13 protein-coding genes are annotated in these 14,924 nt (G+C 61.2%); 5 read left to right on the top strand and 8 right to left on the bottom strand.

All coding sequences use genetic code 11. The annotated features are described in order from the left end of the window. Positions 1–252 precede the first annotated feature (252 nt). The 5 genes from ILFOPFJJ_RS23315 to ILFOPFJJ_RS23295 are packed head-to-tail and all read left to right on the top strand — an operon-like array spanning position 253 to position 5,727. Positions 253–2,145 (top strand): peptidylprolyl isomerase, encoded by a 1,893-nt coding sequence (locus tag ILFOPFJJ_RS23315; protein WP_173512920.1) that lies wholly within the window; start codon positions 253–255, stop codon positions 2,143–2,145. A gap of 32 nt (positions 2,146–2,177) precedes the next feature. Continuing rightward, positions 2,178–3,191, top strand: a complete 1,014-nt coding sequence (gene trpD, locus ILFOPFJJ_RS23310) for an anthranilate phosphoribosyltransferase (RefSeq protein ID WP_173512919.1) — start codon at positions 2,178–2,180, stop codon at positions 3,189–3,191. A gap of 15 nt (positions 3,192–3,206) precedes the next feature. Beyond that, positions 3,207–4,022 (top strand): indole-3-glycerol phosphate synthase TrpC, encoded by an 816-nt coding sequence (gene trpC / locus ILFOPFJJ_RS23305; protein ID WP_173512918.1) that lies wholly within the window; start codon positions 3,207–3,209, stop codon positions 4,020–4,022. Then, entirely contained in the window at positions 4,022–4,516 is a 495-nt protein-coding gene (gene moaC / locus ILFOPFJJ_RS23300; RefSeq protein ID WP_173512917.1) for a cyclic pyranopterin monophosphate synthase MoaC, read from the top strand. The genes trpC and moaC overlap by 1 nt, the downstream gene beginning before the upstream one ends. Continuing rightward, on the top strand, positions 4,516–5,727 hold the full coding sequence (locus tag ILFOPFJJ_RS23295) for a molybdopterin molybdotransferase MoeA (RefSeq protein WP_173512916.1): 1,212 nt from the start codon (positions 4,516–4,518) through the stop codon (positions 5,725–5,727). The genes moaC and ILFOPFJJ_RS23295 overlap by 1 nt, the downstream gene beginning before the upstream one ends. A gap of 216 nt (positions 5,728–5,943) precedes the next feature. On the opposite strand, the gene ILFOPFJJ_RS23290 is transcribed toward ILFOPFJJ_RS23295, so the two are convergent. The 8 genes from ILFOPFJJ_RS23290 to pcsA form a co-directional block, all read right to left on the bottom strand. Beyond that, a complete protein-coding gene (locus tag ILFOPFJJ_RS23290) occupies positions 5,944–7,236 on the bottom strand; it encodes a hemolysin family protein (RefSeq protein WP_173512915.1) in 1,293 nt (430 codons plus the stop codon). A 124-nt stretch (positions 7,237–7,360) separates the two neighbouring features. Next, positions 7,361–8,107 carry a FadR/GntR family transcriptional regulator gene (locus ILFOPFJJ_RS23285; RefSeq protein ID WP_246299769.1) on the bottom strand — a complete coding sequence of 249 codons (747 nt, stop codon included), beginning with the start codon at positions 8,105–8,107 and terminating at the stop codon, positions 7,361–7,363. 271 nt (positions 8,108–8,378) lie between these two features. After that, positions 8,379–9,449 carry a BMP family ABC transporter substrate-binding protein gene (locus tag ILFOPFJJ_RS23280; RefSeq protein ID WP_173512914.1) on the bottom strand — a complete coding sequence of 357 codons (1,071 nt, stop codon included), beginning with the start codon at positions 9,447–9,449 and terminating at the stop codon, positions 8,379–8,381. Between the two features lie 38 nt (positions 9,450–9,487). Further along, entirely contained in the window at positions 9,488–10,408 is a 921-nt protein-coding gene (locus ILFOPFJJ_RS23275) for an ABC transporter permease (protein WP_173512913.1), read from the bottom strand. Continuing rightward, positions 10,408–11,502 carry an ABC transporter permease gene (locus ILFOPFJJ_RS23270; RefSeq protein WP_173512912.1) on the bottom strand — a complete coding sequence of 365 codons (1,095 nt, stop codon included), beginning with the start codon at positions 11,500–11,502 and terminating at the stop codon, positions 10,408–10,410. Before ILFOPFJJ_RS23270 ends, ILFOPFJJ_RS23275 begins: the two co-directional genes overlap by 1 nt. Then, complete coding sequence (locus tag ILFOPFJJ_RS23265) at positions 11,492–13,066, bottom strand: ABC transporter ATP-binding protein (RefSeq protein ID WP_173512911.1); 1,575 nt, start codon at positions 13,064–13,066, stop codon at positions 11,492–11,494. Before ILFOPFJJ_RS23265 ends, ILFOPFJJ_RS23270 begins: the two co-directional genes overlap by 11 nt. Before the next feature lie 49 nt (positions 13,067–13,115). Then, positions 13,116–14,093, bottom strand: a complete 978-nt coding sequence (locus tag ILFOPFJJ_RS23260) for a quinone oxidoreductase family protein (protein WP_173512910.1) — start codon at positions 14,091–14,093, stop codon at positions 13,116–13,118. Between the two features lie 9 nt (positions 14,094–14,102). After that, positions 14,103–14,828, bottom strand: a complete 726-nt coding sequence (gene pcsA, locus ILFOPFJJ_RS23255; protein ID WP_173512909.1) for a phosphatidylcholine synthase — start codon at positions 14,826–14,828, stop codon at positions 14,103–14,105. Positions 14,829–14,924: the final 96 nt, after the last annotated feature.

Genomic DNA, 14,924 nt, shown 5'->3' with positions numbered 1-14,924 from the left:
CAGTTTCGGTTGCCGGCTAACGAATCCGACATCGACTTTCTTGTTCGCGTCCGATGTTGCCGGAATCCCGCGTTTTTCTGAACATCCTCGGACGCCGCGCGGGAAAGAACGGGTTGCGCGGAATGAAATCCAATCGCCCGACCAACGGGCCGCAATTTGCCGCTGAGCGCCCTTCAATTCCTGTCTGGTTTGTTCTAAGGAACGAATTCGTTTGGCGTAAAGCCACCGCATTACAACAAGGTTTCTGCCCCTATGCTCGAATCGCTCAGAAAAGCTTCCCAGACATGGATCGTCAAAGGCCTGATGGCCATTCTCGTCCTGTCCTTCATGGTATGGGGCGGTCAGACGCTGATGGTGGCGAGTGTTCCCAATGCGGTGGTGACGGTCGGCGACGTCAAGGTCTCGCCCAGTGATTTCCGCCTGGCTTACGAGCGCCAACTGAGCCTGCTTTCGAGGCAGCTCGGGACGCCGCTGACGCGCCAGCAAGCCCGTGCCTTCGGCATTGAGGCACAGGTCTATTCTCAACTGGTCGCCGGCGCGGCGCTCGATCAACTTGCCCAGGATATGAATCTCGGCCTTTCCGAGGATCGCCTTGCGAAGCTCATTGGCGAGGACCCGGCCTTCCACAGTGTCAACGGCCAATTCGATCGTCTGACTTTCTCGAGCGTGCTGCGCAACGCGGGCCTTACCGAACAGGATTACATCAACAACCGCAGCCAGGTGGCGGTCCGGTCGCAGATCGTCGATGCGCTGTCCGATGGATACACCGCTCCCAAGGTGCTGACAGACGCCGTTGGCAAGTATCGCCACGAAAAGCGCTCGATCGACTACCTGATGCTCTCGAACGCGAACATCGATGCGGTCAAGGCGCCGGCCGACGACGTGCTTGCACCCTGGTTCGAAAGCCACAAGCCGAACTATCGCGCTCCGGAATACCGCAAGTTCAGCTACATCAAGCTGGAACCGGAAGACCTGATTGCTACTGAAACCGTATCCGATGAGGAACTGCGCGCCGACTACGAGAAGCGCAAGGAAAGCTTCCGCTCGGCAGCAACGAGAACTGTCGAACAGCTCGCCTTCCCTTCGCGTGAGGCGGCAGACGCTGCGGCAGCCAAGCTCTCCACCGGCACGTCGTTCGACGATCTGGTCAAGGCCGAAGGCAAGAGTGCGGCGGATGTTCTTCTCGGCGAATTCACCAAGGATCGCATGCCCGACGCGAAGATCGCGGAGGCTGCCTTTGCCGTTCCGGCAGAAGGTGGTGTTACGCCGGTCGTGGAAGGCGCGTTCGGGCCGGTCATCCTGCGCGTAACCAACATCAAGCCGGAAACCACACGCAGCTTCGACGAGGTGAAGGAAGAACTGCGGAAGGAAATCGCCCTTTCTGCCGCGCGCGAAGAGGTCGTCAGTCTTCACGACAGGATCGAGGATGAACGTGCCGCCGGCGCCACGGTCAAGCAGGTGGCCGACCAGATGAAGCTGGAGCTCGTGACCATCGATGCGATCGACGCCACGGGCAAGGATCAAAATGGCGATGAAGTCCCCGGAATTCCGGAGGCGCGCACGCTTCTCCAGGAAGTCTTCAAGGCGGAAGTGGGGCTCGACACGCTTTCGGTCAATATCGGCCGCGACGGCTCTGCCTGGTTCGATCTTGAAGAGGTCATCCCGGCCCGCGATCGTACGCTGGACGAGGTTCGCGACGAAGTGGCTGCGGATTGGACCGCGGAGCAACAGCGAATGGCGCTGGCCACGAAGGCAGCAGAGCTCAAGCAACGCGTCGAGAAAGGCGCAAAGCTTGCGGACATAGCAACAGAGCTTGGCCTTGTCGTCGAGACGAAAGCTGGCCTCACCCGCTCGACCGAAGATGCTGCACTGAGCCCAGCCGCTGTTGCGGCAGCCTTTGGCGGTCCAAACGGACACGTTGCCAACGCGCCGGGCATCGACGGCGAAGGGCAAATCCTCATTCAGGTAACGGCCGTCGACGACAGCGCCCCGGCCAACGCCCTCGAAAATGACGACCGTCAAATCGAAGCCGTCGCTCGCGCTAGCGGCGACGACATCCTTGACCAGATGGTCTCCACCCTGCAGGCGGTTTACGGGGTGGCGATCAATCAGACGCTCGCCGAAACCGCATTGGCGCAACGCTGACGGACAATGCTGACCGACAAGGAAACGAACTGATGAGTGATTTGAAGCCGTTCGTCGCGAAAGTGGCAGCTCGCGAGGCGCTGAATCGTGAGGACGCGCGGGCGGCTTTTGAGATCATCATGTCCGGAGCGGCAACGCCTTCGCAAATCGGCGGCTTCCTGATGGCACTTCGGGTGCGCGGCGAAACCGTCGACGAAATCGTCGGGGCCGTGGGCGCGATGCGCGCGCGCATGCTGCCGGTCGATGCCCCGAAAGATGCGATCGACATCGTCGGCACCGGTGGCGACGGGGCCGGCACCTACAACATCTCGACGCTCGCCTCCCTGATCGTCGCGGGCGCCGGCGTCCCGGTCGCCAAACATGGCAATCGTGCGCTGAGTTCGAAATCCGGAACCGCCGATGCGCTCTCCTGCCTCGGCGTCAAGCTCGACATCGGACCCGAGGCGATCGCCCGCTGCATAAGCGAGGCCGGCGTCGGTTTCATGTTCGCCCAGCAGCACCATTCCGCCATGCGCCACGTCGGCCCAACGCGGGTCGAGCTCGGTACGCGGACGATCTTCAATCTGCTCGGCCCGCTCTCGAATCCGGCCGGCGTCAAACGGCAACTCGTCGGGGTCTATGCCCCGCAATGGGTGGACCCGCTTGCCGAAGTGCTGCGCGACCTCGGTTCGGAAAACGTCTGGGTGGTCCATGGCGAAGGACTTGACGAAATCACGACGACCGGCGTGACCAAAGTTGCCGCGTTGCAGGACGGCAAGATCACGAGCTTCGAGTTGACACCGGCCGATTTCGGCCTTCCCACGGTCACGCTTGAGGCGCTAAGAGGCGGAGACGGGGCACACAATGCCGTCGCGCTGCAGGCCGTTCTCGACGGCGCGGAGAACGCCTATCGGGACATTTCGCTTGCGAACGCCGCCGCTTCATTGATGATAGCGGGGCGCGCCAATGATCTTACCGAAGGCATGGCGCTCGCCCGGCAATCGCTCTCGAGCGGTGCGGCGAAGACTGCCCTGCAGCGGCTGATCAGCGTCTCCAATGCCGCTTGAGGAGAAGGTAGCTCCATGACGGATATCCTGCGCAAGATCGAAGCCTATAAGCGCGACGAGATCGCCGCGGCTAAATCGCGCGTTCCTCTTGAGGAACTGAAGGCAAGGATCGCGGACCAGACATTGCCGCGGGGCTTCCATGCGGCCCTCGCTTCGCGCCGCAAGGAAGGCGAATTCGGCCTGATCGCCGAGATCAAGAAGGCAAGTCCTTCGAAAGGACTGATCCGTCCCGACTTCGATCCCCCGGCACTGGCCAGAGCTTATGCCGCCGGCGGCGCAGCCTGCCTGTCCGTTTTGACTGACGGACCGAGCTTCCACGGCGCGCCGGAGTTCCTGACGGCAGCGCGCGCCGCCTGTACCCTTCCGGCGTTGCGCAAGGACTTCATGTTCGATCCCTATCAGGTGTTCGAAGCGCGAGCCTGGGGCGCCGACTGCATCCTGCTGATCATGGCGTCCTTGAGCGACGACGATGCGCGCCGCCTCGAGGATTCGGCCTTTGCGCTCGGCATGGATGTCCTTGTCGAAGTGCATGACGCCCGGGAGATGGAACGCGCGTTAACGTTGACCTCTCCGCTCGTCGGCATCAACAATCGCAATCTCAGGACATTCGATGTCGACCTCGCCGTCTCTGAACAACTGGCGGCGATGGTTCCGCAGGACCGGCTTCTTGTCGGCGAAAGCGGCATCTTTACCCATGAGGATTGCCGACGCCTGGAAAAGAGCGGCATCACCACGTTTCTCGTCGGCGAGAGCCTGATGAGGAAGGACGATGTCGAGGCGGCGACGCGGGCGCTGCTGACGGGCTCCGGAAGCGTATTGGCGGCAGAGTGATGAGCGGTCCCTCCCTCACCCACATCGACAGCGCCGGCGAGGCGAACATGGTCGATGTTGGCGACAAGGCCGAGACCGTGCGTGTCGCCGTCGCCGAAGGCCACGTAAAAATGCGCAGTGAGACTCTCGCGTTGATCCTTGAAGGCAATGCCAAGAAGGGCGATGTCATCGGCACGGCGCGGCTTGCCGGCATCATGGCTGCGAAACAGACGTCCAACCTCATTCCGCTCTGCCACCCGCTTATGCTGACGAAGGTCGCGGTGGATATCGTGCGTGATGACGCCCTGCCCGGCCTGCGCGTCGAGGCAATGGCAAAGCTGACGGGGCGGACTGGCGTCGAGATGGAGGCCCTGACAGCCGTCAGCGTTGCCTGCCTTACGATATACGACATGGCAAAGGCCGCCGACCGCGAGATGGAGATCGGCGGTGTTCGGCTGGTCAGCAAATCGGGTGGGCGCTCAGGCGATTATCGGCGCCAAGGAGAGACGCGCTAATGTCACTGCTTTCGGTTGAGGATGCACTCGCCAGGGTGATTGGCAAGGCTCGACCGCACCGTCGGACTGAAATACTCCCACTGCACGATTGTCTCGGCCGGGTGCTGGCCCAGGATATTGCCGCACGGGTCACGCATCCCGCCTTCGATAATTCCGCGATGGACGGCTACGCGGTTCGCCACGAGGATATCGCTGACATCGGCGCGCAGCTTGTCGTCATCGGTCAGTCCGCCGCGGGCCACGGATTCCGGGGACAGGTGCATGCCGGTGAAGCCGTGCGCATCTTCACCGGTGCGCCCCTGCCCGCCGGCTCCGACACCGTGATCATCCAGGAGGATACTGAAAAGCTTTCGGGCGGGAAGATCCGCACGTTGTTTGCCCCGGCAAAGGGCCGTCACATCCGGCTTGCGGGACAGGATTTCGTCGAGGGCGACATTGCGCTTGTCGCCGGCAGCGTGCTCGATGCCGGGCGACTGACGCTCGCTGCGGGCATGAGCCATGAAAGCCTGCCGGTGTTCGAGAGACCGAGGATTGCTATCGTCGCCACCGGCGACGAGTTGTTGCCGCCGGGAAGTTCCCCTGGTGCGGACCAGATCATCGCATCGAATACTTACGGCGTCGCCGCAATTGCGCGCGAGAACGGCGCCGAAATCCTCGACCTAGGCATCGTGCCGGATGACCAGGAGGCAATTTCCGCCGCCGTCGCCAAGGCCCAGGCGGCTGGAGCGGACGTGCTCGTTACGCTCGGCGGGGCCTCCGTCGGCGATCATGACCTTGTTCAATCGACTCTGCTTTCGCGCGGCATGGTCCTGGATTTCTGGCGCATCGCCATGCGCCCCGGCAAGCCGCTCATGGTGGGCGAGCTCGCCGGCATGACGGTGCTCGGCTTGCCCGGCAATCCCGTCTCGAGCCTCGTATGCGCCGTGCTCTTTCTCGAACCGCTGGCCCGGCACTTGGCGCATCTGCCGCCTCGGTCGCGGATGACAACGGCAAAGCTTGCAGCCCCCTTGCCCGTCAATGATCGCCGGCAGGACTATATCCGCGCGCGCCTGACCGTCGAACCTGACGGATCGCTCCTCGCCCATCCGTTCGCGCGCCAGGATTCCTCGATGATGAACGTCTTCGCGCAATCCGACGGGCTCATCGTTCGCGCTCCACATGCCGCGGCAGCTTCGAGCGGCGATCCATGCAACATATTACGGCTGCGCTAACCCGCTCAACCCAAGCAAAAACGCGCCCGCTGCGACTTTCTACATTATCAGCCGCCTGTCATACGACAGACATGGAAAGCGTATAGCTAGGAAATCACTCAGTCATCTGTCCCGGCGGCTGACTACGGATGGACTAGCAGGCGCCAGGGCAGTTTGAGGAAAGGTCGGGTACGCCCCGGCCTTTTGCTTTTTTGGCAAAGCGGCTCGCCGGGAACGTCAGGCTTCGTCGTCGGCGCCGCGGGCGACGAGAATCTTGTCAATCCGGCGACCGTCCATGTCGATGACCTCGAAGCGGTAACCGTGGGCCTCGGCGATATCGCCCTCCTCCGGCGTCTTGCGCAATTGCTGAACGAGAAAACCCGCGATCGTTTCGAAGTTGCCGTCCGCCTCGATGCCTTCGATGCCGATCGCCAGATGAATCTCGTCGATCGGCGTGCGTCCGTCGACAATATAGCTGCCGTCCTCGCGCAAACGGATATGCGCGTGCTCGATGTCATCGTAGTTCGACGGCAGCACGCCGACGATCGCCTCCAGGATGTCAGCCGTCGTGATGATGCCTTCCGTACTGCCGTACTCGTCGACGATCATCGCCATGTCGATGCTCGATGTCTTGAAGGCATCGAGCGCCTTCAGGCATGAGGCCGTCTCCGGCAGCGTCAGGATCTCGCGGAGGTGCGCACGCAGGTTGAACGACGCAGTTGCGGGGATGTTCAGAACCTCCTTCGCCAGAATCGCACCGAGAACATCGCCTGTGGGGCCATCTACGACGGGATAGCGGGAGTGGCCGAACTCCCGGACCTTGCGCCGGATCACCTCAAGGTCGTCGTTGACGTCGATGAAGCGCATCTCCGTGCGGTGCGTCATGATCGACTTTACGTTGCGATCACCAAGCCGAATGATCCGGCGGAGCATTTCATGCTCGCTCTTTTCGATCGCGCCGCTTTCGACGCCTTCCGCCATGATCGCCTGGACCTCCTCTTCCGTCACATGATCCGGATCGTCCGGACGCATGCCGAACAGGCGTATCGCCCCTGCAGCCGCCATCTCGAAAAGATAGACGACGGGTGCGGCAATACGGGAGAGCAAAGTCATCGGCCTCGCGACGAACATCGCCAGTCCCTCGGAATTCCTGAGCGCGAGTTGCTTCGGAATGAGTTCGCCGATAACGACGGACAGGAAGGTGATGAGCGTGACCACCAACCCGACAGCGACAGTGTGTCCATAGGGGTTGATCCAGGCCACCCCGTCGAAGAAGGGAGCTATCTTGGCGGCGATCGTTGCACCGCCATAGGCGCCCGCCAGAATGCCGACAAGGGTTATGCCGACCTGCACCGTGGACAGGAACTTTCCGGGATCATCGGCCAGCCTTAGCGCGGCCTCCGCCCGTGGATTTCCCTGTTTTACCATTTGGCGAAGCAATGGTTTGCTTGCCGAGACGATCGCCATTTCCGAGAGCGCGAAGAAGGCGTTTATCAAGAGCAAGACAAAAATGACAAAAAGCTCGGCCATGGTCTCCAGGTCACCGTTGATGGAAGGCCGCACTGCACGGAACGACCGTCTCCCAGATAGGCTACGGGCGAAGCTCGGGCAAGGTCAGGCTTCAACTTCGTGGCGAAAGGCAGCCGCGCCGCCTCTATGCGGTACCCGCGTGCAGCGCCTGTCGAACACGATCGCGACCAACCTTGATGACATGTTCCATCGCCGAACGGGCCGCCGCCTCATCCCTTCTGCCGATTTCTTCGACGATTCGCATGTGATTGCGGGCGACCTCGTCGATGCCGCTCTTTTCAGCGGTGGGCGAACTCAACTTGAACACGCCGACAAGTGCCGCCTCGATCAGGCTGCCGACCGTGCGCAGGAAGGGGTTCCCGGAAGCGTCCAGAACGGAAAGATGGAACTTGAGGTCGGCGACGGCGAGGCTTTCAGCGGTGTGGTTCGCGTCGCCCATCGCGACGGCGAGACGCATCATGCCGCTGATTTCCGCATCAGTCGCGTTTCGCGCCGCCAACGCCGCGGCATGCGGCTCGAACGCAAGCCGCACCTCACTGAGATGGTAAAGGAATTCGTCGTCGACACCGGATGCGAAATGCCAGGTCAGGATGTCGCTGTCGAAGAGATTCCAGTCGTTCTTGGGCCTCACACGCGTGCCGATGCGGGCGCGCGGCACGACGAGCCCCTTGGCCGCCAAGGTCTTCATCGCTTCGCGCAGCACGGTTCTTGAAACCCTGAAACGGGCCGCCAGTTCCGGGTCGCCAGGCAGGATGCTGCCGACCGGAAATTCCCCTGAAACGATGGCTTTTCCGAGTTGATCCACCACTTGCGCGTGGCTCGTGCGTTTCGGTGCGCCGGATATCACTGTCTCAAACAGGCTCTTGCTCAAACCCGTCCCCCCTCCCAAGAATACCTCCGCGGAGGCCGCGCACTCGTCTATCGTTGGTGGCGTTTCAACCGCCATCTTCATGCCCCAGCGCGAAGGGAATTCAACTCTAGTTCGAATATGCGATTCCTCAAAGCCGCTCCGAAGCCACGGCGGGGGTCGGTTTGTCGCACCTGATAGTCGACCGCCCAAAATCGGCAAACCCCGCGTGTTGACGCGGGGTTTGCCGGCTGTCGAACTAAACGACGTGGCTGGTTTAGCAGGTCTAGCCAGCTTATTGCGGCAGCTTGTCGTCAACGCCTTCAACGTAGAAGTTCATGCCGAGCAGCGTGCCATCATCAGCGCTTTCGCCCGCCTTCAGCCAGGCGCTGCCGTCCTGCTTGTTTAGCGGGCCGGTAAACGGCTTCAATTCTCCCGATTTGATCTTGGCCTCGGTTGCTTCGGCCATCGCCTTCACATCATCAGGCATGTTCGTGTAGGGCGCCATGGTCAGGATGCCGTCTTTCAGGCCATCCCAGCTCGATGTCGTTGTCCACTTTCCATCGAGAAATGCCTGCGTGCGCTTCACATAGTAGGCGCCCCAGGTATCGACGATCGCCGTCAACTGCGTCTGCGGACCTGCCGCGATCATATCGGATGCTTGGCCGAATGCCTTGATGCCACGCTCGGCAGCAACCTGCATTGGAGCGGTCGTGTCGGTGTGCTGCGTCAGGATATCGACACCCTGGTCGACCAGTGCCTTGGCGGCGTCGGCCTCCTTGCCGGGGTCGAACCAGGTATTCGCCCACACGACCTTGATCTTGAAGTCCGGATTGACGGAGCGGGCGCCGATCACGAAGGAGTTGATGCCCATTACGACTTCCGGAATCGGGAACGAAGCGATGTAGCCGGCGACGCCCTTCTGCGAAAGTTTGGCAGCGATCTGGCCCTGGATGTAACGGCCTTCATAGAAGCGGCTGTTGTAGGTCGCGACGTTCGGGGCGGTCTTGTAGCCGGTCGCGTGTTCGAACTTCACGTCGGGGAATTTCTCGGCGATCTTGATCGTCGCGTCCATAAAGCCGAACGACGTCGTGAAGATCAGCCCGCAACCCGAACGCGCCAGGCGTTCAATTGCGCGCTCCGCGTCGGGACCTTCCGGCACGTTTTCGAGAAACTGCGTCTCGATCTTGTCTCCAAGTTCCTTTTCGAGCTGTTGGCGGCCGATGTCGTGTGCTTGCGTCCAGCCGCCGTCGGTCTTCGAGCCAACGTAGATGAAGCAGACCTTGGCCTTTTCCTGAGCACTTGCCGCGGACGTGAAGCCGAGCACGGCAGTTGTGGTTGCGAGGGCGAGCATTAGTTTTTTCATTTTGACCTCTGTCGGTTGTCCGTCTGGCTTGTTTTTGTTCATCGGTCCGGCACAAACGGTTTGCCGAGCGACGCCGGCGTGTTGATCAGGGTCATGCGCCGGTTGTGTGAGATAAGAATAAGTACGACGATTGTCGCGATATAGGGAAGCGAAGAAAGGAATTGCGAGGGAATGCCTATACCGAAAGCCTGCGCGTGAAGCTGGCTTATCGAAACCGCCCCGAAGAGATATCCGCCGGCAACAACGCGCCAGGGGCGCCAGGATGCGAAGACCACCAGGGCAAGCGCAATCCAGCCGCGCCCCGCCGACATGTTCTCCACCCATTGAGGTGTATAGACGAGCGATAGCTGTGCACCCGCGAGACCGGCGCAGCCGCCGCCAAACAAGACCGCCAGATAGCGTGTTCTTATGACATCTACGCCGAGCGCATGGGCCGAGGCGTGACTGTCGCCCACGGCGCGCAGCTTCAGCCCCGTGCGGCTGCTGAACAGGAACCAGTGGACACCGGCAACCACCGCGATCGACAGATAGAAGATCGCGTCCTGGCGGAACAAGAGCGGCCCGAGAAACGGAATCTCAGAGAGTAGTGGTATCGCGATCGGCTGCAGCTTTATCCCCTGCATTCCGAGAAAACTCTCGCCGAGCATGCCGGACACGCCGAGCCCCAGAAGCGTCAACGCCAGTCCGGTCGCCACCTGGTTGGCGACAAGCGTCAGGGTAAGGAAGGCAAAGAGGAGCGAGAACAACGCCCCACTGGCGATGCCGACAAGCAGGCCGACATAAGGCGCCCCGCTAAGCTGCGTTGCAGCAAAGGCGCAGACGGCGCCCATGATCATCATCCCTTCGACGCCGAGATTGAGGACGCCCGATCGCTCCGCGACAAGTTCGCCCGCAGCGGCAAGGACGAGCGGGGTAGCCGCCGTGATGACGCTCAACAGGATTGCTTCAACGATGCCCATCAGTGGCTTCCATCCGTCTTGATCGCGGCGAACCTCTCCCACACGAGCCTTATGCGATAGTGAATAAGCGTGTCGCAGGACAGCACGAAGAAGAGCAACAGTCCCTGAAACACACGCGTGACCTTCTCCGACACGCCGATCGAGAGCTGTGCCGCTTCGCCGCCGAGATAGGTCAATGCCAGCACCAGACCGGCGGCGATGATGCCGAGCGGATTGAGGCGACCGAGAAAGGCGACGATGATCGCCGTGAAACCGTAGCCGGGCGAGATCACCGGCCGCAGCTGCTGGATGGCGCCACTTACTTCCGCAATGCCGGCAAGCCCTGCCAGCGCCCCCGAAAACAGCATCGAAAACCAGATCATCTTGCGCGACGAAAAGCCGGCAAAGCGCCCTGCCCGCGCGGACTGGCCGAGCACGGTGATTTCGAACCCTCTCATTGTGTAACGCATCATGAACCAGACCAGAACCGCCGCGATGACCGCGAAGGCGAAGCCCCAATGCGTGCGCCCTGAGGCAAGCATTTCAGGAAGGATCGCGTCGGCAGCAAAAGTGCGGGTTTCCGGAAAATTCATGCCCTGCGGATTGCGCCAGGGGCCGCGCACGATCCAGTCGAGAAAGAGCTGGGCGACATAGACCAGCATCAGGCTCGTCAGGATCTCGTTGGTGTTCATATGCGCCTTGAGGAAGGCCGGTATCGCAGCGAAGAGAGCGCCGCCAAGCATGCCGAGCACCATCATCATCGGCAGCACCATCGGCGATTGCCAGTCGTAGAAGACGACGGGCAGGATCGAGCCCGCGATCGCCCCCATGATGAATTGTCCTTCGGCTCCGATGTTCCAGTTGTTGGACCGGAAGCAGACGGAGAGGCCGACACCGATCAGGATCAGCGGCGCGGCCTTGATCGCCAACTCATGCAGCGACCAGACTTCGCTCAAGGGTTCGACGAAGAAGCTGTAGAGTGCTATAACTGGATTCTTGCCAAGCAGCGCGAACATGATTCCGCCGAAGATCATGGTCAGCGCGAAAGCGATGAACGGCGACAGAATTGAGAACAGCGCCGAAACCTGAGCGCGTTTTTCGAGTTCAATGCGCATGCGCCACTCCCGTGCCTTCCGTCTTGGCGTACATGCCCCCCATCAATAGACCGATCTTCTCACGCGACAGTTCCCATGCCGGATAAGGATCGGAAAGGCGCCCTTCGCTGATGACGGCGATCTCGGTCGCCACCTCGAATATTTCGTCCAGATCCTGGCTGATGACGAGCACCGCGGATCCTGCCTTGGCAAGATCGACCAGAGCCTGACGGATGCGGCTTGCCGCCCCCGCGTCAACGCCCCACGTCGGCTGGTTCACCACGAGTACGGATGGCTGGCGATCGAGTTCACGACCGACGATGAATTTTTGCAGGTTACCGCCCGAAAGCGAACCCGCCGGCGGGTCCTCGCCGCTCTTGCGAACATCCATAGCCTCGGAAATCCGCTTGGTCGCAGCCTTCACTGCACTTTGGCGGATGATCTTGAGGAATCCGCCACCGAGAAACGCCCGCTTGTCGGATTGATTGCGTGCCAGGACCAGATTGTCCGACAGGGAAAGCGCCGCGACCGCCGCGTGCCCATGCCGCTCCTCCGGGACGAAGCCGGCCCCCATCAGACGTCGCGCGTTGATGTTCCTTGTTCCAACTGGCCTCTGCCGTATCTGCACCGCGTTGTCGTCCGAGACCGGATATTCCCCCGACAACGCGTCGAAAAGTTCGCTCTGGCCATTGCCGGCAACACCGGCGATCGCCAGCACTTCACCCGCCCGAACCTTGAGACAGATGTTCTTCAGCGAAACCGCAAAAGGCGTGCGCGCCGCGACCGAAAGATGGCGTGCCTCCAGTTGCACGTCGCCCTTGATGTTCGTGCCTTCCGGGGTCACCGGCGCCACATCGCTTCCGACCATCATCCGCGCCAGCGAGGCCGGCGTTTCCGCACGCGGATCGCAAGCGCCGGTCACCCTGCCGTGCCGCAGAACCGTCGCCCGGTCGCAGATGCGCTGAACCTCCTCGAGACGATGGCTGATATAGAGGACCGAACGTCCTTCGGCCTTCAGCTTCTGCAGTGTCTCGAACAGGCGGTCGGCCTCCTGCGGTGTCAACACAGAGGTCGGCTCGTCAAGAATGATCAACTGCGGATTTTGCAAAAGCGCGCGCACGATTTCGATCCGCTGGCGCTCGCCGACAGAAAGATCGGCAACATGCGCTTTCGGGTCGAGCGGCAAGCCATAGGCGTGCGAAAGCCGCGACGCCTCGTCGGCGATGCGGGCAAGCGACACGTTCCGATCCATCGAAAGGGCGATGTTCTCCGCGACCGTGAGCGCCTCGAACAAGGAAAAATGCTGGAAAACCATGCCGATGCCGAGCTTGCGGGCGTCACTGGGGCTGGCGATGCGCACCGGTTCACCCTGCCACGCTATCTCGCCGGCCGTGGGCGCGAGAACCCCGAAGAGCATCTTCACCAAGGTGGACTTGCCCGCCCCGTTCTCACCGAGCAGGGCGTGGATTTCTCCGGGCTCTATCTGCAGATTGATCGCGTTGCAGGCTGCGAACGAGCCGAACAATTTCGTCAGGTTGCTCACGGCCAACAATGGACCGCTCGCAGTTTGTCCCTTAACAGGCACGCTGCCCTCTTTTCCCCTCTTTTGATCCCCGCCCACCTTCAGGTTTCGGTCACGGAATCAACAACGTCGTTCCACTCGTTTTTCTTGTTTCCAGATCCGTATGCGCCCGGCCGGCCTCGGCGAGCGGATAAGTCTGATTGATATTGATACGCACTTTGTTGCTTTGCACAACATCAAACAGGGAATTTGCACATGCCTCCAGCGCCGGCCGCGTTGCGACATAGGTGAAAAGCGTCGGGCGGGTTGCAAAGAGCGCGCCTTTCTGCGCCAGCATGCCGACGTTGAACGCCTCCACCGGGCCGGAAGAATTGCCGAAACTGACCCACAGGCCGCGTGGTTTCAGGCAATCCAGCGAGGCTGGAAAGGTATCACGGCCGACGGAGTCGTAAACGACGTCGACGCCTCGCCCGCCCGTCAACTCCTTCACCCGCGTGACGAAATTCTCCGTCCCATAGTTGATGACATGGTCGTAGCCATGGGCGAGAGCGAGATCGATCTTCTCCTGGGATCCCGCCGTGCCGATCACGGTCGCGCCCAGCGCCTTCGCCCACTGCCCAGCGATCAGGCCGACGCCGCCGGCGGCCGCATGAAAGAGCAATGTCGTCTCCGGACCGACCTTGAAAGTCTGGTTGAGGAGGTATTGGGCGGTCATGCCCTTCAGCATCATTGCAGCCGCCGTCTCCAGGCTGATGCCGTCGGGGACCTTCAGCAGTTGCGATGCCTCGACATTGCGTTCGCTCGCATAGGCACCATCGGCGGAAGCGTAGGCAACGCGGTCGCCGACCGAAAACAGGTTCACGCCATCGCCTACGGCGGTGACGATGCCGGCCCCCTCCTTGCCCGGAATGAACGGCAAGCCGGTCGCCGATTTGTAGAGGCCCGTCCGGAAATAGACGTCGATAAAGTTGAGACCGACCGCCACTTGCCGGATCTGGACCTCACCCGGGCCAGGGGCCGACAGCGTGACCCCTTCCATTTTCAGGACTTCGGGTCCACCGAGTTCGCGAACAACGATCGCCTGTGCCATGGTCAACTCCTACATGCGGCCGAGATTGGGGAATATCTGCAGAACAAAACCGATGACGTAGAGATAGACCCCGGTCACCACGACGCCAATAGCTACCCAGGCGGGCGTCTCGAAATGCAGAAGCAGAGCATAGATGCCGAGCGCGGACCATAGCAGGAAGACGCCGAGATTGAGCGGCCTCAGCCTTTCGACGCGCACGGGATGCAGGAAATTGATCGGCAGGAACGTCAGCACGACGGAAAGGAAAACGACGATAGATGCCGTCAGTTCGCTTGCCTGGATCACGAAGAGCGTGAAGACGACCATGTTCCAGACGACCGGAAAACCGGAAAAGAAATACTCGTCCGTCTTCATTCCCATGTCCGCATAGTAGATTGCGCTCGATACGACGATCGCGCCGGCGGCCACGAAGGACCAGGGCTCACCGATCATGCCGCTTTGATAAAGCGCGAATGCGGGCAGCAAGACGTAGGTCACGTAATCGATGACGTTGTCGAGCGTATCTCCCGACCAGTTGGGCAGCACTTCCTTGACCCGCACCTTGCGTGCGATCGGCCCGTCGATGCCGTCGACGAGCAGCGCCAGCCCGAGCCACCAGAACATGTCGACGAAACGATGCTCGGCCGCCGCCACGACTCCGAGAAAGGCGAGGAACGAACCGGAAGCCGTCAGGATGTGTACGGAGAAGGCCCTTATCTCGGCGTAAGGAACTCTTCGGTAATTAAAGAACTTCATGGGCGACGCCGCCTATCCCCTACATCCCGTCTTTTTTCGCGACCAAGAGGTCACGCCTCGACCGCATCGGCGGCACTTTGGCCGTAATATGCACCG

It is taken from the genome of Sinorhizobium psoraleae (assembly GCF_013283645.1).
Lineage (GTDB): Bacteria > Pseudomonadota > Alphaproteobacteria > Rhizobiales > Rhizobiaceae > Sinorhizobium > Sinorhizobium psoraleae.
Note: the sequence above shows the minus strand (reverse complement) of the source record. Positions and strands in the feature narration are given on the sequence as shown.

Excerpts from the sequence above, each read along its gene's own strand:
- ILFOPFJJ_RS23315 (WP_173512920.1), top strand. The coding sequence starts at position 253 with ATGCTCGAATCGCTCAGAAAAGCTTCCCAGACATGGATCGTCAAAGGC.
- trpD (WP_173512919.1), top strand. The coding sequence starts at position 2,178 with ATGAGTGATTTGAAGCCGTTCGTCGCGAAAGTGGCAGCTCGCGAGGCG.
- trpC (WP_173512918.1), top strand. The coding sequence starts at position 3,207 with ATGACGGATATCCTGCGCAAGATCGAAGCCTATAAGCGCGACGAGATC.
- moaC (WP_173512917.1), top strand. The coding sequence starts at position 4,022 with ATGAGCGGTCCCTCCCTCACCCACATCGACAGCGCCGGCGAGGCGAAC.
- ILFOPFJJ_RS23295 (WP_173512916.1), top strand. The coding sequence starts at position 4,516 with ATGTCACTGCTTTCGGTTGAGGATGCACTCGCCAGGGTGATTGGCAAG.
- ILFOPFJJ_RS23290 (WP_173512915.1), bottom strand. The coding sequence starts at position 7,236 with ATGGCCGAGCTTTTTGTCATTTTTGTCTTGCTCTTGATAAACGCCTTC.
- ILFOPFJJ_RS23280 (WP_173512914.1), bottom strand. The coding sequence starts at position 9,449 with ATGAAAAAACTAATGCTCGCCCTCGCAACCACAACTGCCGTGCTCGGC.
- ILFOPFJJ_RS23275 (WP_173512913.1), bottom strand. The coding sequence starts at position 10,408 with ATGGGCATCGTTGAAGCAATCCTGTTGAGCGTCATCACGGCGGCTACC.
- ILFOPFJJ_RS23270 (WP_173512912.1), bottom strand. The coding sequence starts at position 11,502 with ATGCGCATTGAACTCGAAAAACGCGCTCAGGTTTCGGCGCTGTTCTCA.
- ILFOPFJJ_RS23260 (WP_173512910.1), bottom strand. The coding sequence starts at position 14,093 with ATGGCACAGGCGATCGTTGTTCGCGAACTCGGTGGACCCGAAGTCCTG.
- pcsA (WP_173512909.1), bottom strand. The coding sequence starts at position 14,828 with ATGAAGTTCTTTAATTACCGAAGAGTTCCTTACGCCGAGATAAGGGCC.